This window comes from Rhizobium hidalgonense, from assembly GCF_005862185.2.
GTDB lineage: Bacteria > Pseudomonadota > Alphaproteobacteria > Rhizobiales > Rhizobiaceae > Rhizobium > Rhizobium hidalgonense.
Genome location: NZ_CP054028.1, coordinates 785,660 through 806,565 on the forward strand (window position 1 = coordinate 785,660; position 20,906 = coordinate 806,565).

The following is a 20,906-nucleotide window of genomic DNA, read 5'->3' on the forward strand; positions in this document are numbered from 1 at the left end:
ATTTTTTGCATTTTGCGTCGTCTGACGAGGTTTCAGCGGTATCGATTGATTGCGAGATCCCGCGCGTCGATTTCAGGCGTGCGACCACCGACCAGATCGCTGATCAACCGCGCCGAACCGGTGCTCATCGTCCAGCCGAGCGTGCCGTGGCCGGTGTTGAGGAAGAGGCCGGTGATCTTCGTCGGACCGATCACCGGCGTACCGTCCGGCGTCATCGGGCGCAGGCCGGACCAGAAGGACGCCTTAGAAACGTCGCCGCCGGGGAAGAGATCGGTGACCGAATGTTCCAGCGTGCTGCGGCGGGCGAACCCCAGATCGTTGGTATAGCCCGAGATTTCAGCCATGCCGCCGACGCGGATGCGGTCGCCGAGCCGGGTGATTGCGATCTTGTAGGTTTCGTCCATGACGGTCGATTCCGGTGCGCGCGACGCATCAGTGATCGGGATGGTGAGCGAATAGCCCTTTACAGGATAGACCGGCAATTTGATGCCGAACGGCCTGAGCAGCAGCGGCGAATAGCTGCCGAGCGCAACAACCACAGCCTCCGCGCTCATCCGCTCGCGCTCGCGATCGGTGATGACGCCGCGCACGCGGCCGGCCTCGACATCCAGCGCCTTGATCGTCGTGCCATAGGCGAAGCGGACGCCGAGCGCCTCGGCTTTGGCGGCCAGCGCATTGGTGAACTTGAAGCAGTCGCCGGTTTCGTCCTTCGGCGTCAGCAAACCGCCGACGATCTTGTCGCGCACGTGCTTCAATGCCGGCTCGAAGCGGATGCAGCCGTCCCGATCCAGCACCTCATAGGGAATACCGTCGGCCGCCAGCGCCTTGACGTCCTTGGCAGAGGCCTCGAGCTGCTGCTGCGTGCGGAACAGCTGCAGCGTTCCCTGCATGCGTTCGTCATAGGCGATGCCGGTCTCGGCGCGAAGATCGGCCAGCGCGATGCGGCTGTAATCGGCAAGACGCAGCATGCGGCTCTTGTTGATCGCATAACGCTCGGAGGTGCAGTTCGACAACATCCTCGTCATCCAGGAGAGCATAGCCATGTCGAGCTTCGGGCGGAGGATGAGCGGCGCATGTTTCATGAACAGCCACTTCATCGCCTTGGCAGGGATGCCGGGCGCTGCCCATGGCGAGCAATAGCCGAAGGAGACTTCGCCCGCATTGGCAAAGCTCGTTTCCAGCGCCGGGCCTTTCTGCCGGTCGACGACCGTGACCTCATGACCTGATTTGGCCAACTGATAGGCGGATGTGACGCCGACGATACCGGCCCCCAGAACAATGACTTTCATGATCTTCCCAATGATGGAGCCGCGGGGCTTCTCAGCGATATTGCCTGTCGTAACGATCGCCCAGACCGGTTAGGATTTCGTAAGATATGGTGCCGGCATCGCGGGCGATGTCCTCGAGCGTCTGGCTGGGGCCGAGCACTTCGACCAGACTACCCAGCGTCAGGGCGCCTTCGGGTAGCGCCGACACGTCGACGGTCACGCTGTCCATCGAGACGCGGCCGACGATCGGCAGCCGGGTGCCGTTGAAATAGACGGCGCCACGGTCGCCGAGCGATCTGGGCAGACCGTCGGCATAGCCTGCGGCGATCGTCGCGAGACGCATTTCTCGCTGCGTGACATACGCGCCGCCATAGCCGACTTTCGTGCCTGCCGGCACGGTGCGGGTCTGCACGACGGCGACGGTGAGGCTGACGACCGGCTCCATCGGGTTGTTCGCGCCTGCGTTCGGCGCACCGCCGTAGAGCGCGATGCCGGGGCGGGCAAGCACGCCGTGATAGGCGTCGCCGAGAAAGACCGCTCCGGAATTGGCGAAGGACAGGTCGAAGCCCGGGAACTCGTCGGCGATGCAGGACATTTCGGCACATTGCTCGCCGTTCTGGTCGCTCTCCATATCGTCGGCCGAGGCCAGATGGCTCATGATGAACAGTATTTCGACATTGCTGCCGTCGCCAAGCGCTGCCGCCAGTTCGGCTCGTTCTTCCCGGGGAAAGCCGAGCCGCGACATGCCGGTGTCGAATTGCAGGACGGCAGGCAGGCAGCGCTTCAGCATGCGCGCCGTCGCCGACCACTGCCGCCACTGGGCCAGCGAGTTGAGAACCGGGACGATGCCCCTCTCGGCGCAGGCGATCTCATTGCCCGGCTGCAAGCCGTTCAGCACGAAAATCTGGGCGTCGTTCGCAAGGGTCGGCCGCAGCCTGACGGCCTCGACGAACTGGGCGACGAAGAAATGCCGGCAGCCTTCACCGTAGAGCGTTGAGACGACCCGCTCGGCGCCGAGGCCGTAGGCGTCTGCCTTGACGACGGCCCCCGAGCGGACCGGCGTCAGCATCGATACGAGCTTTCGGTAATTGCGGCCGAGTGCGGCAAGATCGATCCTCAGATAGCCGGTGGCGCCCTGCGCGGTCGTGATGGTGCGTGTCCGGGAAACCAAAATATCGCTGTCCATATCCATCCCTAAATCTCGAGAAAGTTTATGAAACAACGAGCGAAATTGCCTATCATTCAGCAGCTAATTATTGCATGATTTACCTAATATCCGCACAATCATTGAAGATTTAGAATGATCCATCATGACCGCTCTCGATACGATCGATCGCAATATACTGAGGCTGCTGCGCCTCGATGCGCGCATGAGCAATGCTAAGCTCGCCGCCGAGATCGGCCTGTCGCCCTCCGCCTGCCTCAGGCGCATCAAGATCATGGAAAAATCGGGAGTGATCCGCGGCTATACGGCGCTGGTGGACGCCGGCAATGCGGACGAGATGATCGCCGTGATCATCAACATCACGCTTGAGCGACAGACCGAGGATCATCTCGACCGCTTCGAAGCGGCGGTCCGCCGGCATCCCGAGCTCCGCGAATGTTTTCTGATGACGGGCGGTTCCGACTATCTCCTGCGCGTGGAGGTGGCCAGTCCGGGCGAGTTCGAGCGCATCCACAAGGAAATATTATCGACCTTGCCGGGCGTCCTCAGGATTCATTCCAGCTTCTCGATCCGCAATGTTCTGGCGACGCGCACCAGAGGCAGGCGGTGAAACGCAGTCACCCAACTTATATCAACTCCAGCGCCGTCGCCTTGGCGACCGCTTCACTCGTCGTGGCGACGGTCAGCTTGCGGCGCGCCGAGGCGAGATAGAGCTGCACCGCACTCACCGAAATGCACAACCGGGCGCAAATCTGTTTTGCCAGGAGGCCATTGGCGGTCATCTGCAAACATTGCAGCTCGCGCCGCGACAGTTGCGGAAAATCCGCGGTTTTTCTCATTCCTGACAAAACCATGGCCCGGTCATGAAGATGATGGGCGAGAAACTGCAGGTCGCGCATACTGTCCATGCGGAACTGCCACCAGTAGGAATCGGGGTGAGTGGATGTGACCGTAAACAGCGAGCGCTCGCCTTGAGGTCCTCGTACCGGCAGCGTAACACCCTGCCGGCCGATCCCGAAGGCCATCGCCTCCTTGAAGAAACCGCATGCCCGGCCTGAATCCCATTTTGATGCGGACCATTCCACCGGCAGAAAGCCGCGCCGGCCGAGCCGCACGACGGGGTCGATGCTGAAGTAATCCCGGGCAATATATTGTTTCACCCATTCGGGCGGATAGGTCAGCATCAGCAACGGATTGTTGGCTGCCGTTGCCGAACGGGTCACATGCAGAACCATATGCGATATCGCATAAATATGGCGGACCTCATCCAGCGTTGTTTCCAGATCCTGCAATGTCGGCGATGCGGAGATCCGGTCCAGACAGTCGAAAAAACGAGAACTGGTCTGCATGAGATGGACTCGCGGTTGTATTGTTCATTTGCCGCTCGCAATGGTATCATTTAGCGACTGCTGATAATAGCCTGTTCCGGGCATGACGTGAAAAATACGTTAAGGCTCGGCGCGGCATAGCCGACCGCCGAGGGATAGCCGCTTTCATGCTCAGACTGCCGGGGTGGCGATCGGGCGGGCCGCTGCTGCGTTCACCGCATGCCGCCATGTCCTTCGCCGATGACCGTTGCTGCAGCAGAGGGGGACACCTGCTCCAAAAGTCGGGACAGGTTGGCCTGAAGCGTCCTGCTATTGTCTGCCGTCACGTCCCATAAACCGACATACAGATTACCGATCTCGGCCCTCGATCGGGCGAGCGGCGTCGGTTTCCAGCCGATCCGCCGATAGACGCCGATCATCGCGGCGTCATAAACGCCGACGATGCTTTCGATACCGGTGTCGAGCGCCAGATCGCAAAGCCCCGAGAGCAGTTCGGTCGCCACTGTGCGAGACGAATTCTGATCGGCGTCTTGGACAAGCGGATGAAGGCAAAAGCGGGTACATTCCCAGCATGTCGGGCTATCGACGTCGATGGGCTGATCAAAGAAATCCCGGAACTCGCTTTTAAGCATCGTTGCCCCGGTGGTCGGCAGCAGGCGCAGCGAGCCTGTCAGTGTGCCGGAAGGCCGTTGCGTAACGAGGTAGACAGGGTCTTCCGTCTCGTCGTACCGGTCCCTTTCGCACTGGTCCCTGACATCGACCTGCCATCCCAGCCGATCGCGAAAAACAGTGGCGCGTGCTCGAAACATCTCGTCGAAAGCCCGTCGATCGGTCTCGAGCATGTCTTTGGTGAGTATCCGCAACATATCCGTTCCTCCTGACGCGCTGACGTTTCAACAGGAGGCCGATCCCCAGCAATCTGGATATTTCACTAGGTTGACTGGTGCTTGGCTTTGCCATCCCTTCCATAAGAAGTTTCTGATATTCGTCGATCGAAAGCTCTTGGCAATTGCCAATTTTAACGCAACGACGGGAGGATTCTTGATGACCCACGACATGGCACGCGGCAAACGCATTCGAGAGGCGATATCCCGCGGCAAGTTCCGGAAAGTTCACGCCCTGGCGGCCGAACTGGACGTGTCCGTCGCCGCCGTCTCACGCTGGCAGAATGGCGGTCATACCTCGCTGGAAAGCGCCTGCGCGCTCGCCGACCTGCTGGATGTCTCCCTCGACTGGCTGCTGCTCGGGCGAGGTACGATGGACTGGCATCGGAACAGCGCGATCTCCGCCGCGGAATTGCAAATGGTACTGGCGTTGCGCAACCGGTCTGCGGCAACACGGTCCAATCTCGTCGGGCTGGTCGAAGCCATCCCGCCGGAGCACCCGTAACGCCAGGCGCAATTCTCTGAGATTTTTTGACCTGAGATCAACACGTTTAGATTGATAAAAAGCAGATAGTCGACGATCTTTCTAGTTAAACGTTCAGCGACAGCGAAGGCAGGGCGCGGCGGGTGGCCAGCCACCTTACCCCTCGTCGCCGCAGAGCTTGTGTTCACTCTCAACGCCCATTCGGCCGCAATATTTCTCCCATCCAGGCCCGGAATATTTCTCGATCTGGTCCCGGCAAGTCTCAATCTATCTTGGAGTCAGTCAATGACCGTTGCGCTTTGGAGTCAGTCAATGTCGGGTGCGAACCCGGCCCATATCGGCGCCAATGCGCCGACAGTCAAACCGCGGCCTGCCTTCGCGCAGACCGATCTGGTCGCATTGTCGCGCTATTTTTCTCTTCTGATGATGCGCAACATCACCAGCGATGGCTATGTCATTGAGAATCCGGCATCGCCCGGCGTCTTCTCCGCCCCCGGCTGCGTCATCGCTGCACCCTCCTATCCAGCGAACACGCCAGGTGTCGACCAGGACTATGTTTTCAACTGGGTCCGCGACGGGGCGATTACGGCCATCGAGATCGCGCTTGCCGGCTTGCTGCCGGTTCCGGGCGGGGTTTTGCCGAGCCTGGTCGACTATGTGAACTTCGCCGCGCTCTGCCAGGCGAATGCGAAGAATTCCCCGACCGTCACACTTGGCCACGCCTGCTTCACCATAAGCGGCGAGGTTCGTCCGTGGTCGGAGCAGAATGACGGGCCGGCCATTCAGTCGATTGCGATCATGACCTTGTTCGATCAGCTGGATGGCGCCACGCAGACGATCGCCAAACAATTGGTCGAGACCAACCTCTCTTACCTTCTCGACGTTTACCAGAACAAGACCACAAATCTCTGGGAGGAATATGAAGGCTATTCGTTTTTTGCAAGAGCCGTACAGCTGCGCTTTTTCCGGGAAATTTCCACGAACACGATCGGTATTGCGGTGCCTGCCGGGGTGGCCGATGCCATATCCTGGCTGGAAAGCCAACTGGCCACCCACTGGAACGGGCAGCTCTATGTTAGCATTCTGGATGCCGCCGCGGAGCAAGCCGGTTATGACGCGAACATCGATATCGTCTCCTCGGTCTGCTATGGCGGGATCGAAGCGGCCGATACCAAGCTTCTGGCAACGGCGGCCATCCTGCGGCGCCAGTGGGCCAATCCTTCGTCTTCGAACTATTTCCCGGTCAATGGCGCCGACGCGGCCAAGGGGCTCGGACCGCTCTTCGGGCGCTATCCAGGCGATCACTACGATGGCGATGTGGCGGCTCCGGTGGTCGGCGGGCATCCCTGGGCTCTGTGCACCGCCAACTTCGCCGAGTTTCAATATCGGCTTGCCAATGCCATCGATGCCAGCGGCGCCATCCCCCTCGATCAGTTCTCCGAACCCTTCTTCGCGGAACTGGGACTTGGCGCATCCAACAGCACCGCCGAAGCGTCGGCTGCCCTGCGGGCTTCATCTGACGTCATGCTGCGCGCCATCGTCTATCACAGCGATCACTACGAGCTGAGCGAACAGTTCGATGGTACCGTCGGCTACGAGAAAAGCGTCCGGAATCTGACCTGGAGCTATGCCGCCTTTCTCTCCGCAGTCAGAGCCCGCTCTGCCGCCGCCCCGGCCGCAAAGCCCAAACCCCGAAGCTCCCGCAGCCGGAGATCATGACGATTTCAGGCTGTCCGGCCTGAAAATCTCGATTGAGTTCAGAACGCATGTTGCGCAAAACCTGATGCGGCTCCCGGGAATAATGGAGGACCAAAGTGCTTTTTCCCCTCGAATCGGCGATAAGAGCCGATGCCAAGACGGTCGCAGAGTCTGATGACTACGATATCGTGATCGTCGGCAGCGGCGTTTCCGGAGCAATCATTGCCAAGCAGGCTGCGGAAGCGGGCAAGCGGGTCCTTATCCTGGAAGCCGGAACCGGTGCCAATAGCACTCTGGCGGGCTATGACCATCTGCTGACGACTTTTTATTCGGCAGCCTCCAAGGACAACCAGTCGCCCTTTCCGCTGAATGCGAACGCGGCAATACCCCGCAGCCCGCAGCTTCGCAAGCTGCAGGCTGGGGAAACCGATAGCTCGAACTATATCGTTCAATCCGGCCCTTATGTCAGCGATACGACATATACCCGAATTTTCGGCGGAACGACCATGCACTGGGAGGCGAAAACGCCCCGTCTGCTTCGCTCGGATTTCAAGACGCGCACGCTTTTCGGCCAGGGGCTGGACTGGCCGCTCAGCTTTGAGGAAGTCGAAGAGGATTACCGCCTGGCGGAGCGGGAAATCGGCGTATCGGCGAATGTCGAAGATCAGCAGTATCTCGGGCAGACCTTCCCAGAAGACTATGTCTTTCCCATGCGCGGCCTGCCGCTTTCCTATCTGGATCAGCAGGTCAATAAGGGCATCGAGGGTACCAGCGTCGAACTTTACGACAAGACGTATCCCCTGAAGGTCAGGCCCTATCCGCAAGGTCGCAATAGCATACCGAACCCGGCCTATGACGGTGGGAAGGGCTACCGTCCAATCGGCGCAGTCGATACGCATCAGGTCGAAGAGGGCGGTCGCTGCCAGGGCAACACCAACTGCGTACCGCTCTGTCCCGTGCAAGCGCGCTACCACTCCGGCAAAACGCTTGCCAAGGCGTTCGCGGTAAGCGGAGAAAGGGGCGAGCGGCTTGTCGAACTTTTGCCGCAGGCGGTCGCGTCGAAGGTCAACATCGATCCGGATAGCGGGAAAGTCCGCTCTCTCGAGGTCAAGATTTACAAAGACCCGGCCTCACCGGCCCACGAGACCATCACCGTGAAGGGCAAGATTTTCGTGCTTGCGGCAGGCGCGATCGAAACGGCGCGTCTAATGCTGGCCTCCGGCCTGCGCAGCACCAGCGGTCTTGTCGGACGCAATCTGATGGACCACGCCTATCTGCTGAACTGGGCGCTGATGCCGGAAATCTGCGGCACGATGCGCGGAACCAGTTCAACGGGCGGTATCGTCGACCTGCGGGACGGCCCTTTCCGGGAAAGGCAAGCCGCCTTCGCCATCGATATCCATAATGACGGCTGGGGTTGGGCCACGGGTGCACCGACCTCCGACCTTCTCAAACTGGTGGATGATCGCAACCTCTACGGGGCCGATCTTCGGCGCGGCATGATCGACCAGATTTCGCGGCAGTTGCTGCTGGCATTCATGATCGAGGTCATGCCCGTCGAAAGCAACCGCATCGCGGTGGATCCGCAATATACCGATGCTTTGGGCAACATGCGGCCCATCCTATCCTTCACGGTTCCGGAATATACCATGAAGGGTGCGGCCTATGGCCGCCAGTTTGCACGCACCGTCTTTACCCGCCTGGGCGCGCAGGATCATACCCAGTACGATCCCAGCGATTTCGGCTATGTGGCCTATGAGGGACAAGGCTATGCGATCCGCGGCGGCAATCATCTGGCCGGCACCCATATCATGGGAACGACGAAGAGCAATTCCGTCGTGGACAAGAACCAGCGCAGTTGGGACCACGAAAATCTCTATCTCGTGGGCGGCGGCAGCATGCCGACGATCGGCACGGCCAATGTCACCTTGACGCTAGCCGCCATGTGCTTCCGAAGCGGTCGCAACATTCTGAAGTCTCTGCATTGAACGAAGGCCGGCCTCCACCGCGCTAACGAACCGCTGGGTTCGATGCAAGCCACACGAAGCCGGCCGGTGCACCCAACTTATCTCTCATGGAGCATGAGCATGGATTCCTACAGTATCAAGACGCTCGATGAGCTGAAAGAGTTTCTCTACCGGGCGATGCAGCTCGAACATGCGACGATTCCGCCGTATCTGACGGCGCTTTACTCGATCAAGCCCGGCGTCAACCAGGATGCAACCCAGGTTCTGCGCGTGATCGTCGTGGAAGAAATGCTGCATCTGACGATCGCGGCCAATATTCTCAATGCCATCGGCGGCAAGCCGGATCTTGTCAGGCCGGACTTCGTAGCCAGCTATCCCGCCGCCCTGCCGGACGGTGAGACCGATTTCAAGGTCGACATCCAGGCTTTCGGCCGTGAGGCGCTAGCGACCTTCCTGAAAATCGAGCGGCCGCCCCAGCGTCCTGAACATCTCGTCGGCAAGGGCCTCATATACCGCAAAACTCCGCCTGATATCACCGCGCTTGCCAGCCATCCGAGGCATGAGGACCTCCATTTCTACAGTATCGGCGAATTCTACTCGGCTATCGCGGAGGGCATCAAATACCTGGAAGCCGAAGCGCATGAGGCGGGCACAACCATCTTTACCGGCGACAGGTCGCGCCAGATCACCTCGGAATATTATTACTCCGGCGGCGGCGAGCTGTTTCCCGTGACCGATCTGAAAAGCGCCTTGGAAGCGATCGAGCTCATCATCGAACAGGGCGAGGGCGACGGTGGCGGTATCTATGACGATGACGACCACGAACTGGCCCATTACTATCGTTTCGAGGAACTGGTCAAGGGCCGCTACTACCAGAAGGGCGACCAGCCCGGGCACCCCACGGGTCCGCACTTGCAGGTCGATTGGGAGGGCGCCTATCCCATAAAAGAGAACCTCAAAGTGGGGGACATATTCGAAGGTTCGGACCTGCGTGAGGCGGCGATCGCCTTCAACACCCGCTATGGTGAATTTCTCCAGCTTTTGACGCATGCCTATAACGGCCAGCCCAACCTGCTGCTGGAGGCCGTTCCGATGATGTTCGAATTTCGCAACATGATCCTCGAACTCATCCGCAATCCGCTGCCGAAATATCCCGGTAAGAACGGCAGCCCCACCTATGAGATCCCCGGCGGCATCAAACAGCCAGCCGCCACCCGGCAGGCGGAGGTGAACGCATGACCAGCCGTTTCGAGCCATTTCTGGGTCTTTCCGCCGAATTGACGGCCTTCTCCCACTTCGATCTTCTGGGAACCGGCTTGGCGGAAAGCTATCTCGCCACGCTCGACAAGGTGGTCGGCGGCGAGATCACCGACGTGCTGCTGGCGGCTTTCACCGCCCTGCCACCGCCGGAAAGTGAGGCCCGTATCCAGGCAGTGCGCACGACCATTCTGGGCAATGAATTGCTGGGAGACGTGGCCCGCGCGCTGATCAAGCTCTGGTATTCCGGCACCTGGTTCGAGTTGTCCTCCGCCTGGACGGAGCGCTTTGGCCCCAGGCCTGCGAACATCACCTTCGTCGTTTCGCCCGATGCCTATATCGAGGGTCTGCTCTGGAAGGCGATCGGAGCCCACCCTGCAGGCGCCAAGGGGCAAGGTTTCGGCTCCTGGGCCTTTCCGCCGAAGATTCCGGCTTTTTCTTCGGCTCTCGATTTCCAAAATCTGACCTGAAGTCACCTCCGCTCGTCTCCAAAGAACTGGATCATTGCCATGACGACATATCTGCATCGACTGACGCCCGCCAAGGTCTGGCTCGGTGTCATCCCCACGCTCTGGTGGAATGACGATTTTATCAACATCGACATCGGCATCCCCTACGAGCAGGCACTGAGTGAAATGGCGCTCGCCGGCTATGTCGGATGCGGCGTCGGCCATAAATATCCGACGGATCCGAAAATCTTGCGGCCTGCCCTCGAACTCAGGGGATTACGGATTTCCGAGCCTTGGGTGAGCACTTACTTCACCATCAAGGCGATGAATCGTCATACGCTTGAAAGCGTCGATGCTCAACTCGACTTCCTCGAAGCGATGGAAGGTGGCAGCGACGATCCGCGCAGGGCCGATCTCGTCGTCGCTGAATTTGGTGGAGCGGTCAATCCGCTTCCGGTCGCCCTGTTTCCGAATTGCCCCGAATTTTCCGAGGACCAGTGGAAACAACTGATCGAAGGCCTGCACGCGGCAGGAGAGAAAGCCAGGGCCCGTAACCGCCGGCTCTGCTATCACCCGCATCTCGGAACGGGGGTGATGAAGACGGAAGCGATCCACCGGCTCATGGACGAGACGGATCCTCGCCTGGTCAACATGCTTCTCGACACCGCGCACCAGGCGGCTGCCGGTGTCAATCCGCTGTCGCTGGCCAGAAAATACGGCCATCGCATCAAGCATGTTCACCTGAAAGACATTCGTGCCGAGGTGGTCACGAGAATTCACAACCGCGAATTGTCCTTCCAGCAAGGGATCGAGGCGGGGATCTTCACCGTGCCGGGTGACGGCTCCATAGAGACCTTTCCGGAAATTCTCGATGCGTTGGCCGAGGCGGATTTCGCCGGATGGATCTGCGTCGAGGCAGAGCAGGACCCGGCCAAGGCCAATCCGCTGCAATACGCGAAAATGGGCCGCGAATATCTGCGCAAGCTGCTTGGATGGTAGCCCGGCGCGGACCGTTTGTTTCAGCCCAATGACACTGTGAAGGAGGCGGGACGACCTCGCCTCATCACAATGCCGGGCGAGACATCATCCTGAACCACGCATTACTGAATAGCCACAGCTGGAGCGATGACGATGGAAGAGGCACGCGGGCGAGATATATATTTCAGCTTCTTTATGTTTACAGCCGATCTGAGGCCGGATGACGCGGGCTACACCCAGGTTCTCGTCAGACATCTGAAAGCTCTTACCGAGATCGGCTACACCGGCTTCGATGTGCATATCGCCCCAGGACCGGCCCATGTCGGTCATCATGGTGAGATCGAAAGCTATATCAGCCTTAAGAGGGCGTTCGATCAGGCCGGCTTCCGGGATGTGAAGTTCACAACCAATGTGGGGACCACGCGAACCTTCGATCCGACCTCGCCCTACGAAGAACAGCGCAAGCAGGCTTTGTCCTATCTCAAATCCCGCGTCGACATCACCTCGGTGCTGGGCGGAGATAATACGATCATGTCGGGGCCGTTCCTGTACCCCTATGGCATTTTTCCGCTGACGGATGACGGTGAAGAGATCTGGAGCGACGCGCTCCAGGATTGGATGAAGCCACGATATGCGGCGGCAGCCTCCATCTTCCGGGAATTGGCGCAATATTCTGCCGAGAAGAGGGTGAAGCTCGCCATCGAACCCGTCAAGAATTGGGAAACGCCCGGGCCGACCATGGTCTCGGAAGCGCTGGATTTTCTCGAAAGCGCCGACATTCCGGTCTGTGGCGTCACGATCGATACAGCCCAGGTCGTGATGGAAAGCCAGGGGCCGGCAACCTTCAGGAAAAATGTTGCCCGCGCCGCACAGCAGAGCCGGCTGAATTACGTTCATATCTCAGCGCCGGACCGGGGCGCTGTTAAAGACAGCTGGATTCCCTGGGAGATCATGCTGGACGAAATCGAGCCGGTCTATTCCGGCCCTTATCTCGTCGAAGTCTTTAACGCGATTCCCCCCTTCGAGAGCTCGATGAGAATGACGCGCAGACGCTTCTGGCGGCCCGGCGAGGACGCGCCGGAGGCGGGCGTCGACAGCGCCTACGACGTTGCGCGCGCCGCCCTGAGGACATTGGAGGAAAAGATCGCGTCCCACAGGCGTCGATCTCATCCGTGATGGCGGTCTGGCGCGCACATGTTGGAAACAGCCCGGGAATGCTGGGGAACCACGTCTCCGCCATGCCCGGGTGAACGTCAAACCTCAGTAAACGACCTTTCACTCAGGGAGATACCTATGGTGGCGCAATTGCCGGATCCCATTAAAATCGTCAGGCGAGCAGGCGATATCCGTATTCATACTTTCATTTCAGCTTTCACGGATGATAATATCGCCAATGCAACGCACATCATCGAAAGCAGGAACAAGCTTGTTCTTGTCGATGGGCAATTCTTCGTTCCCTATGCGCTGCAATTCAGGGCGTATGCCGACAGTATCGGCAAGGAAATCGACCGGATTTACCTGTCGCACAGGCACCCCGACCATTGGTTCGGCATGGGAGCCGCATTCAGTGACATCCCGATTCATGCATTGCCGGAAACGAAGGAGTTCCTGAGGCAGCATGGCCAGGATTCCCTGAATGACCATTGGAAACTGGGCAACCTCGCTCCGCAGAGCTTGGTAATTCCCGAAAATACCGTCCGCGCCGGCCACGAGATCATCGACGGAGTCAAATACGTATTTGATGAAGTCGTTGATACGGAGATCGATTTTCTCCTCACCATAGGTCTTCCGGACGTGGGCGTTTTTATTGCGCAAGACCTGATCTACAGCGGCACGCACCTCTATCTGACGAAATATATGGAGCATTGGATCCGGATTTTGCAGGGCATGCTGCTGTCCGACTATGAGGTGTTCCTTCCCGGCCACGGCTTTCCGGCTGACAAAAACGAGATTGCCAAAAATATAGAGTATTTGTCCGTCGCCATGGAGGCCGTCGGCAACGGACTCACCAATGATGCTTTCAAGCGCTTCCTGCTGGAAAGATTTCCGGAGCGAAAATGCCCCGGAATATTCGACATATACATACCGCGCTTATTCGATAACGCGAGCGAGTTCTAATTTTCTCGTCAACAGGGGAGCCGCTGGAACATGGGCGATACATACACGGTTGGGCAATATCTGGTCGACAGACTTCGCGAACTGGGCCTGGGACACCTGTTTTCCGTGGCGGGCGATTATTCGATCGAATGGGTAAACAGCTATGTCGAGAAAAGCGGTATTCAGGTCATCGAAGAGGTGAATGAACTGAATGCCGGTTATGCGGCCGACGGCTATGCAAGATTGAAAGGAATTGGGGCGCTGTGCGTCACCTATTCCGCAGGCTCGCTTTGCGCAACAAATGCGATCGCCGGATCTTACGTCGAGAAAGTGCCGGTCGTTCTGATCAACGGTGCGCCAAGCATCCAGAAAACGCTGACATTCGAACAAACCGGCTACAGTTCGCATCACTTCATCAGCGGACGGGAAACGGATCGTCAGGTGTTCGAATACATAACCGCCGCTACCGTCCGCATCGACAGCCCTCATCTTGCGCCAATGCTCATAGATTATGCGCTGACGCAGTGCATCACGGAGAGGCGTCCGGTCTATATCGAGTTGCTGGAGGATATGGTCGACCTGGAATGCACTCGTCCGTCGACTGCATTGAAAGCGGCGCCTGACATATCCGACCAGGACAGCCTCAATCAGTCGATCGCGCAAATCAGCGAAAGATTGCAGAATGCCACCAAACCGCTGATCTGGATCGGTGTCGAGATCGACCGGTTTGGCCTTCACGACCAGGCGGAGCGGCTCATTCGGGACCTCAAAATTCCCTACGTGACCGAGCTTTTGAGCAAGGCCATCCTGTCGGAAGACGATGTCCAATTTGCCGGGGTGTTCGATGGCAAATCATCGTCACCCTATGTCCAGTCTTTGGTCAAAGACTCCGACTTCGTATTGGCGCTGGGCGTCTGGTTGACTGATATCAACGATTTGGGCTGGCCCATTGATCTCGCTAAAACCGCATTTGCCTCCTGGGATACAGTGAAATACAGCACGATCTTCAACGCACAGGTTTCGCTGGCGGATCTCGTCAACGGCTTGATTGACAGTAGGCTGACGTGCAAAGCCCAAAGTCTTCCGGCGAAACCGGTCCGGCAAGCGCCGGTCGTGGCGCCGGCAGGCGAAATCACCTATCAGGGCTTCTATGATTTCATTCAGCAGCAGATTGACGGAAATACCATCGTTGGTGCCGACGCCAGTTTGAATTATTTCGGGAGCCTGCTTCTTGAAGTGGGTTCTCGCCGCGGTTTCATCGTCCAATCATCCTATTCGGCGATCGGTTATATCGGCCCGGCCGCGACCGGGGTTTCGCTGGCGAAGCAAGATAAACAGAGGCTGCTGGTCTTTGCGGGGGATGGCGGGTTTCAGATGACCGCTCAATGCCTCTCGACACAAACCCGTTTCAATCTCAACCCGATCATCTTCGTGATGGACAACGGCATCTATGGCGTGGAGCAATGGCTTGCCGATGCATCGGTCTTCCATGGCAACAAGCCCTTCTATAATTCCTGCATCCTGCACCGATGGAATTACAGCAAGCTGGCAGAGGTCTTTGGCTGCCGGGGCTGGAAAGTTGACACCTATGGCGAACTGGAGGATGCCATAAGCGGCGCCAAAGACAACCTGAACAGTCCGTCCATCATCCAGGTCGTCGTGCCTCAGCGATCGATCCCCAACAATGCGAACTGGAAAGCAAGCTAGAGCGGTTGAGCTGTTAACGAAGCCGCAGAACCGTTCTATCCAACATCTGCCGCTAAAGGTCGATCCGCAATGCTCTGGCGACGCGGACGAGGGAAAGGCGGTGAATCGCACCGGGCTTGTCGAAATGCACAACGCACCACCCTCTTCTTATTACTTAACGGTTTCAGCGCGAGAGAATAGCGGCCACCTTGCCTTTCCCGCTACGCGTGCTCTCGACAGCCGGCATGACCCAATTTATCGTATGCCATAGCAGGTGACACGATTGACGCCGCAGTTCGGCAAGGGCACCGACCTTTACCACAAACGTGGCACGCCCATTCAACGGCAGGAGGCTTGTCGGAACAATCTGTCGCGTTCATCGGTTCGGGAGAGTGTTTAACCGGGGAGGCTTTCATGCGTGCTGCTCTGATTGCTGCTATATTCTCGCTGTCCTGCCTGCCTCACACTGCAAAGGCGTCGGAGGCGGGATTTTTACGATCCCTGGCCGGCGATTGGCGCGGGACCGGCATGGTCCTCACCAAGATCGGCGGCACAAACTTCAATGTCTCCTGCACCCTCAAATCAGACGCGAGTGACTCTGCGGTCTCGATGAACGGGAAATGTCGTGGCCTTGCGGTTTTCACGAGAGCTTTCTCGGCCAATGTCAAGGCATTGGGACAACGATACACCGGTAACTACATCGGGCCATCCGGACAGCCGTCCAAACTGGTCGGCAGCAGGCAGGGCGACGCGCTCAATCTTCGCGTGACCTGGGCTCGCGTGATCAATGGCGACCGAAACGCGACGTTGATGATCGAGAAACTCGGACGGGACAGGCTTCGCCTGCAGACGGTCGATCAAGACCCGACTTCAGGCAAATCCGTAGTGACGAGCCGCATCGATTTGCAGCGTCCCCTTGCAGCGGAAAAGTAGGGAGGTCCGCCGGAGCGCGCATCGCCGTCCCGGCTGGTTTAAACCCCACGCTTACAGGCACGTCTGCTCGAAGCCACTATATCCCCATCGGGAGTTCGTCTTCCGTCTTCGCTGCAGGTTTGCCGGTTAAGAAGACAAGTTCGAAGACGAGGCCCTCCGGCCGATAGTCCGATCTCGATTGCGCCTGTGCCTTGGAAGAAAATGCCCGCTCTATCAGGACGGAGCCGAAGCCTCTTTTCGTCGGCGTAGGCACCGGCGGCCCACCGGCTTCCGTCCAGACGAGAAACACGCGCCCGTCATCGTGCTTCCACTCGATGGTGACGGTACCCTGCTCGCTTCCGAGGCTTCCGTACTTCGTCGCATTGGTCGCCAGCTCGTGGAGCACGAGGGAAAGCGGCAGGGCGATATCGGCAGGAAGAACCACGTCGGGGCCATCAAGACGAATGCGTTCCTCCGAGGCGATGTGCGCCCGCAAGGCGGCGGAGATGATCTCCCGGATGGGCGCGGCCGACCCCTCCCGTGACAAGATGAGATCATATGTGCCGGCAAGCGCCGTGAGCCTTTCGGCAAAGGCGTTGTAGCTTTCCGGATTGGAACGCGAGAAGGTCTGCCGGGCGATCGCCTGAACGAGGGCGAAGCCATTCTTGACCCGGTGCGCCATTTCGCGGACGAGCAGGGTCCGCTCCTCCTCCGCCTGCTCGTTCCGGCGTCTGCGCTCATCGAGTTCGTCGAGCAGTCGATCGAAGGTCGCGCCGACGACTTCCAACTCGTCCGCTCCCTTCATGCCGGTTCTGGCTGTCGTCTGGCCGCTGCGCCACTTCTCCATCACATCGGCGATCCGCCAGATCGGCACGAGGATGAAACGGTTGCCGATGAAGATCGCCGCAGCAAATGAAAACAGCGCGCCGCCGATGATCGCGAGCGTGTTCATCAGCGTTGCCCGGTTGATCGGCGCGAAGGCCTCCGATTTCGAGAAGCCGGCGCTGACATAGAGAGGGCTGGACGGCAGGGCGATCGGGCGATAGCCGAGGACGTGCGCTGTTCCGTCCCGGCTCGTGACCTCGACGACGTCGGGCTGTTCGGCATGGATCAGGCGCTGGTATTCTTCGGGTATCACAGTGCCGACGAGCTGTTCGGCAAGTGGTACGTGCGCGACGATGGTTCCCTTTCCATCGGCGATCGTTACCGCATTGCCGGGCGCGACGCCGCGTTCGGTGATGCGGTTCTGCAGCCAGTCCATCCGGATGCCGCTGACGATGACGGCCTGGAGAATATCGCCCTCCTTCAACGGCATTGCGAGTGGCAGCACGTGCTTGTCGGAAAGGCGGCTTTGCGTGTAGGTGCCGACGGTGAAGTCCTTGGTCTTCAATATCTGTTGGAAATAGTCGCGGTCGGAAAACACCACGCCCTCGGGAAACACCGTGCTGCCGCAGACCGGCCGCCCGTTGAGCCCAACGACGAAGATGGTGCTGATGTTCGGAATGCTTTCGGCAACCGATTTGAGTGCCTCATTGCAGGCATTGACATCGAGATGCCGGACGGAGGGCATGGCGGAGACGGATACGAGAAGGCCATGCAGGCCCTCGACAATCCTTTCGACCTCGGATGATGCCTGGCGCGCCGCCTGTGCTGCGGATGCGCGCACTTCTTCGTTACGCTGATGGCGGAGCGCGACTTCGTTATAGGCGAGCATCGCCACCACCGGCGCCAGCGCCGCGACCGCAACTGCAACCAGCTTGAGTCTCATCCCGTACCCCCTCGCAAAAGGGTTGGTAGCATGTCCGGGACGGCCTCGCCCAGACTATGTCCGCGATCTTGCCCGCAAATTTCCGAATGTGCGAATTCGGACATGCGAACGGCCCACGAGAACCGGAAGCTAACCACGCCAACGCGGCCTCTCTCCCCAAACCTTGCCGAGCTTTCGATTGCGGCTAGATTATCCAGGGATGACAGATGGCAAAAGCGCTTCCCCTGAAAATTCTTCAGCCGGGCTCCTCCCGCCCCGGCCGCTGACGGGCGCGATGGCGGGTGAGGTCGAGCGTCTTTTGTCGGGCCGAACCCGCGATATCCGCCTTACGGGCGAACTGCACCGCCGGTTTGAGGAACGGTCATGGCGGCAGACCGCAAAAATCATCCGTTCCTGGATGATATGGGTGGCATTCGTCGACGTGTTGACGCTAGCGCTGAACGCGCTTCTGCTTCCCCGTCAGGTCGCGCTGGCAATGGTCGCCCCCGCCTGCCTTTTGCCGCCAGCGGCAATTTTGACGGCGATCATCTGGAGCAAGCCGCGCGCCGCAACGCTTCAGCACGTGTCGCTGCTGGCAGGAATGTGCCTTATTCTTCTGTCGGTGGCACTTGTCGGCGTCTTTGCCGGCGGCGAATTTTACGAGCGGCATTTGAGCATCATGCTGTTCGTCGCCACAAGCGCGATCACCATCTTCAGCGTGCCGCTGGCGTGGACGGTTGCCATCGCCTGTTATGCGCTTTGTCTCTATTTCGTCCTCCAATGGCACAACCCGATCCTGGATGCCGGCAGCGTCGTCGCCGCGACCCTGTTCTTTTCCTGCGGGATCATCGCCATCGTGGTTGCCAGGCGCACGATGAACATCCTGGCGCAGAAGACATTCCTCCTGGACTGCCGGGACCAGCGCCGGGTTGCGGAACTGGCCGATGCGAACGCCCGGTTGGAGCGGCTGGCCAGAACCGATCCGCTAACCGGGATTGCCAACCGCCGCTGGATGATGGAAACGCTCGAAGGCCTGTGGCGCAACGGCCGTGAAAGCGGCGTCGTCGCCATGCTCATGTGCGATATCGATCACTTCAAGGCGCTGAACGATAAGCTCGGTCATGGCGAGGGCGACCGCTGCCTCGTCAAGGTTGCCGGCATCATCCAGAGCTGCGTGCGCGCCGATCGCGACCTCGTCTCGCGCCATGGCGGCGAGGAATTCTTGATCGTGCTTCCGGATGTCGACGAAGACGAAGCCATCGCGGTGGCAAAGCGAATACGCGAGAGCGTGGAAGCCGCCGCCCTTCCGAATCCTTCCTCCGGTGTTGGCCCGTCAGTGACGCTGAGCGTCGGGGTCGCCTTGAAATCGGCACTCGACACCGACATTTCACTGGCCAATCTCCAACACGAGGCCGACATGGCGCTCTATCGCGCCAAGGAAGCGGGCCGCAACCAGGTCTGCGTCTTTCACCGGCCGAACCAGGCAGCGCCGTCCGCCGCGGAGCAGATCGCCGCCCGACGCTAGAACAAGATACCCGTCGATCGCGGGAATCCCGTTCTGCCGCCCGGCGGATCGACATCATCAGATCACCAGGATCGCAACCATCGCGACCGCCGAGGCGGGGCCGGCGGCGTTGAGCCCGAAGATCAGATATTCTGCCGCCTTTTGCCGGGGTTGACCGGGCTCCACGGTTCCGAAGACGGCCGTCAGCCCGCCTGCGATCCAGCTCGCCAGCGTCAGAGCACCGAGAAGAAGGGCCCACTGCGTTGCTGTATCAATGTCCTGCTCCCATGCTGATGCCCATCCGGCGAGGAAGTCCTGCGCGGGTTTACCGGTATCAAGCCAAGTCCTCTTTTGTTTCCGTCCGTGTCGCGTTCTGACGTGAGCAACCCTTGGCCTGCAGGCTTGTGGGCCTGGTCGATAGGCCGGGACGGAATGAGCCCTTTTAAAACGTAAGCTGCACTTTACAGGCGGCCATGCGGTTGCCGGCGAGTGCGAAGGCGGCGTTGGCGTCTTCCAGCGGCAGGCTATGGCTGATGATCGGCCCCACGTCGATCGTGCGGCTGGAGATCAGCTCGACGGCGGTGGCGAATTCCTCATGGAAGCGCTGCGTACCGTGGATATGAAGTTCCTTGCCGACGATGGCGTTGAGGGGGATCGGGATCTCTCCCGTGACGCCGACCTGCACGATCGTGCCGCGCGGCCGGATGGCGGCAATTGCGCTGCGGATGGCGGGTGCGGCGGCTGAGCATTCGAAAACGAGATCGAAAAAGCCTTTTCCTGCTTCGAACTCCGCAAGTGCGGCGGCCCCTTGAGAAACATTGATCGCGCGGCTGGCGCCCATCGCCTTGGCTCGCTCCAGCGCCGCGTCCGCGAGATCGGTCACCACGATCTCGGCTGCACCATGATAAGCAGCAACGGCAACCATTAGCGCCCCGATCGGGCCGGCGCCGGTGATGAGGACGCGTTTGCCCGTGATATCGCCGGCGCGCGATGCAGCATGCAGGCAGACGGATAAGGGCTCGCTGCAAGCCGCCTCCGCGGCCGTCGTCGCAGGTCCGACTTCGAAGCACTGGCTGGCCGGCACCACCAGCCATTCCCGGAACATGCCCTGCTCATGCGGCAGGCGCATTGCGCTGCCCATGAAGCGCATGTCGAGGCAGTGGATCGGCAGCCCCTTCGCGCAATATTCGCATTGGCCGCAGGGCTGGCTCGGATTGACCGCCACCAGCACGCCGGCCTTGAGGTCGACGCCCTCGCCTGCCTGGCTCACGCTTCCCGAGGCTTCGTGGCCGGGGATGATCGGCTCGCGAACCCGGACCGGCCCGAAGCCGCCGTCCTGGTAATAATGCAGGTCGGAGCCGCAGATGCCTGCGGCGGCCATTTTGAGTAGCACCTCGCCTGGACCGGGCACCGGAACGGTGTCGGTCTCGATCCTGAGATCGCCCTTTTGGTAAAGCCGGGCCAGACGTGTGTGCATCCTAT

General features: G+C 59.6%; 18 protein-coding genes. 12 read left to right on the forward strand and 6 right to left on the reverse strand.

All coding sequences use genetic code 11. The features are described 5' to 3' along the window. Positions 1 to 32: 32 nt before the first annotated feature. Positions 33 to 1,289 (reverse strand): D-amino acid dehydrogenase, encoded by a 1,257-nt coding sequence (locus tag FFM81_RS24955; RefSeq protein WP_025418604.1) that lies wholly within the window; start codon positions 1,287 to 1,289, stop codon positions 33 to 35. Positions 1,290 to 1,320: 31 nt separating this feature from the next. Further along, entirely contained in the window at positions 1,321 to 2,454 is a 1,134-nt protein-coding gene (alr, locus tag FFM81_RS24960; RefSeq protein WP_138386083.1) for an alanine racemase, read from the reverse strand. A 124-nt stretch (positions 2,455 to 2,578) separates the two neighbouring features. On the opposite strand from alr, the gene FFM81_RS24965 reads away from it, so the two are divergent. Next, the gene (locus FFM81_RS24965; RefSeq protein WP_003568729.1) at positions 2,579 to 3,043 is read left to right on the forward strand and encodes an Lrp/AsnC family transcriptional regulator; all 465 of its coding nucleotides are present in this window, start codon (positions 2,579 to 2,581) and stop codon (positions 3,041 to 3,043) included. A 16-nt stretch (positions 3,044 to 3,059) separates the two neighbouring features. Here FFM81_RS24965 and FFM81_RS24970 read toward each other — a convergent pair whose 3' ends face one another. Together FFM81_RS24970 and FFM81_RS24975 are read right to left on the reverse strand one after the other, a co-directional pair. Then, complete coding sequence (locus FFM81_RS24970) at positions 3,060 to 3,782, reverse strand: helix-turn-helix transcriptional regulator (protein WP_003568728.1); 723 nt, start codon at positions 3,780 to 3,782, stop codon at positions 3,060 to 3,062. A gap of 191 nt (positions 3,783 to 3,973) precedes the next feature. After that, a complete protein-coding gene (locus FFM81_RS24975) occupies positions 3,974 to 4,627 on the reverse strand; it encodes an acyl-homoserine-lactone synthase (protein ID WP_025418601.1) in 654 nt (217 codons plus the stop codon). Positions 4,628 to 4,805: 178 nt separating this feature from the next. Here FFM81_RS24975 and FFM81_RS24980 point away from each other — a divergent pair, with 178 nt between their 5' ends. The 10 genes from FFM81_RS24980 (at position 4,806) to FFM81_RS25025 (ending at position 16,194) form a co-directional block, all read left to right on the forward strand. Beyond that, the gene (locus tag FFM81_RS24980; protein WP_025418600.1) at positions 4,806 to 5,150 is read left to right on the forward strand and encodes a helix-turn-helix domain-containing protein; all 345 of its coding nucleotides are present in this window, start codon (positions 4,806 to 4,808) and stop codon (positions 5,148 to 5,150) included. A 264-nt stretch (positions 5,151 to 5,414) separates the two neighbouring features. Beyond that, on the forward strand, positions 5,415 to 6,848 hold the full coding sequence (locus FFM81_RS24985) for a glycoside hydrolase family 15 protein (RefSeq protein ID WP_138386040.1): 1,434 nt from the start codon (positions 5,415 to 5,417) through the stop codon (positions 6,846 to 6,848). A gap of 95 nt (positions 6,849 to 6,943) precedes the next feature. Next, complete coding sequence (locus FFM81_RS24990; protein WP_097536773.1) at positions 6,944 to 8,815, forward strand: GMC oxidoreductase; 1,872 nt, start codon at positions 6,944 to 6,946, stop codon at positions 8,813 to 8,815. A gap of 99 nt (positions 8,816 to 8,914) precedes the next feature. Continuing rightward, positions 8,915 to 10,033, forward strand: coding sequence for a ferritin-like domain-containing protein (locus FFM81_RS24995; RefSeq protein WP_138386039.1), 1,119 nt, complete (start codon positions 8,915 to 8,917; stop codon positions 10,031 to 10,033). Next, positions 10,030 to 10,521, forward strand: coding sequence for a hypothetical protein (locus tag FFM81_RS25000; RefSeq protein WP_138386038.1), 492 nt, complete (start codon positions 10,030 to 10,032; stop codon positions 10,519 to 10,521). The genes FFM81_RS24995 and FFM81_RS25000 overlap by 4 nt, the downstream gene beginning before the upstream one ends. 39 nt (positions 10,522 to 10,560) lie before the next feature. Then, on the forward strand, positions 10,561 to 11,499 hold the full coding sequence (gene iolE, locus FFM81_RS25005) for a myo-inosose-2 dehydratase (protein WP_003568715.1): 939 nt from the start codon (positions 10,561 to 10,563) through the stop codon (positions 11,497 to 11,499). Positions 11,500 to 11,625: 126 nt separating this feature from the next. Further along, complete coding sequence (locus FFM81_RS25010; RefSeq protein ID WP_173883842.1) at positions 11,626 to 12,654, forward strand: sugar phosphate isomerase/epimerase family protein; 1,029 nt, start codon at positions 11,626 to 11,628, stop codon at positions 12,652 to 12,654. Positions 12,655 to 12,771: 117 nt separating this feature from the next. After that, entirely contained in the window at positions 12,772 to 13,596 is an 825-nt protein-coding gene (locus FFM81_RS25015) for an MBL fold metallo-hydrolase (protein WP_138386036.1), read from the forward strand. A gap of 30 nt (positions 13,597 to 13,626) precedes the next feature. Next, positions 13,627 to 15,282, forward strand: coding sequence for an alpha-keto acid decarboxylase family protein (locus FFM81_RS25020; RefSeq protein WP_003568710.1), 1,656 nt, complete (start codon positions 13,627 to 13,629; stop codon positions 15,280 to 15,282). 393 nt (positions 15,283 to 15,675) lie between these two features. Continuing rightward, positions 15,676 to 16,194, forward strand: a complete 519-nt coding sequence (locus FFM81_RS25025; protein WP_003568708.1) for a hypothetical protein — start codon at positions 15,676 to 15,678, stop codon at positions 16,192 to 16,194. 76 nt (positions 16,195 to 16,270) lie between these two features. Here FFM81_RS25025 and FFM81_RS25030 read toward each other — a convergent pair whose 3' ends face one another. Continuing rightward, entirely contained in the window at positions 16,271 to 17,941 is a 1,671-nt protein-coding gene (locus FFM81_RS25030; RefSeq protein WP_003568706.1) for a sensor histidine kinase, read from the reverse strand. Between the two features lie 199 nt (positions 17,942 to 18,140). Here FFM81_RS25030 and FFM81_RS25035 point away from each other — a divergent pair, with 199 nt between their 5' ends. Then, positions 18,141 to 19,445 (forward strand): GGDEF domain-containing protein, encoded by a 1,305-nt coding sequence (locus FFM81_RS25035; protein ID WP_037092126.1) that lies wholly within the window; start codon positions 18,141 to 18,143, stop codon positions 19,443 to 19,445. A 421-nt stretch (positions 19,446 to 19,866) separates the two neighbouring features. On the opposite strand, the gene FFM81_RS25040 is transcribed toward FFM81_RS25035, so the two are convergent. Continuing rightward, positions 19,867 to 20,901, reverse strand: coding sequence for an L-idonate 5-dehydrogenase (locus FFM81_RS25040; protein ID WP_003568703.1), 1,035 nt, complete (start codon positions 20,899 to 20,901; stop codon positions 19,867 to 19,869). Positions 20,902 to 20,906: the final 5 nt, after the last annotated feature.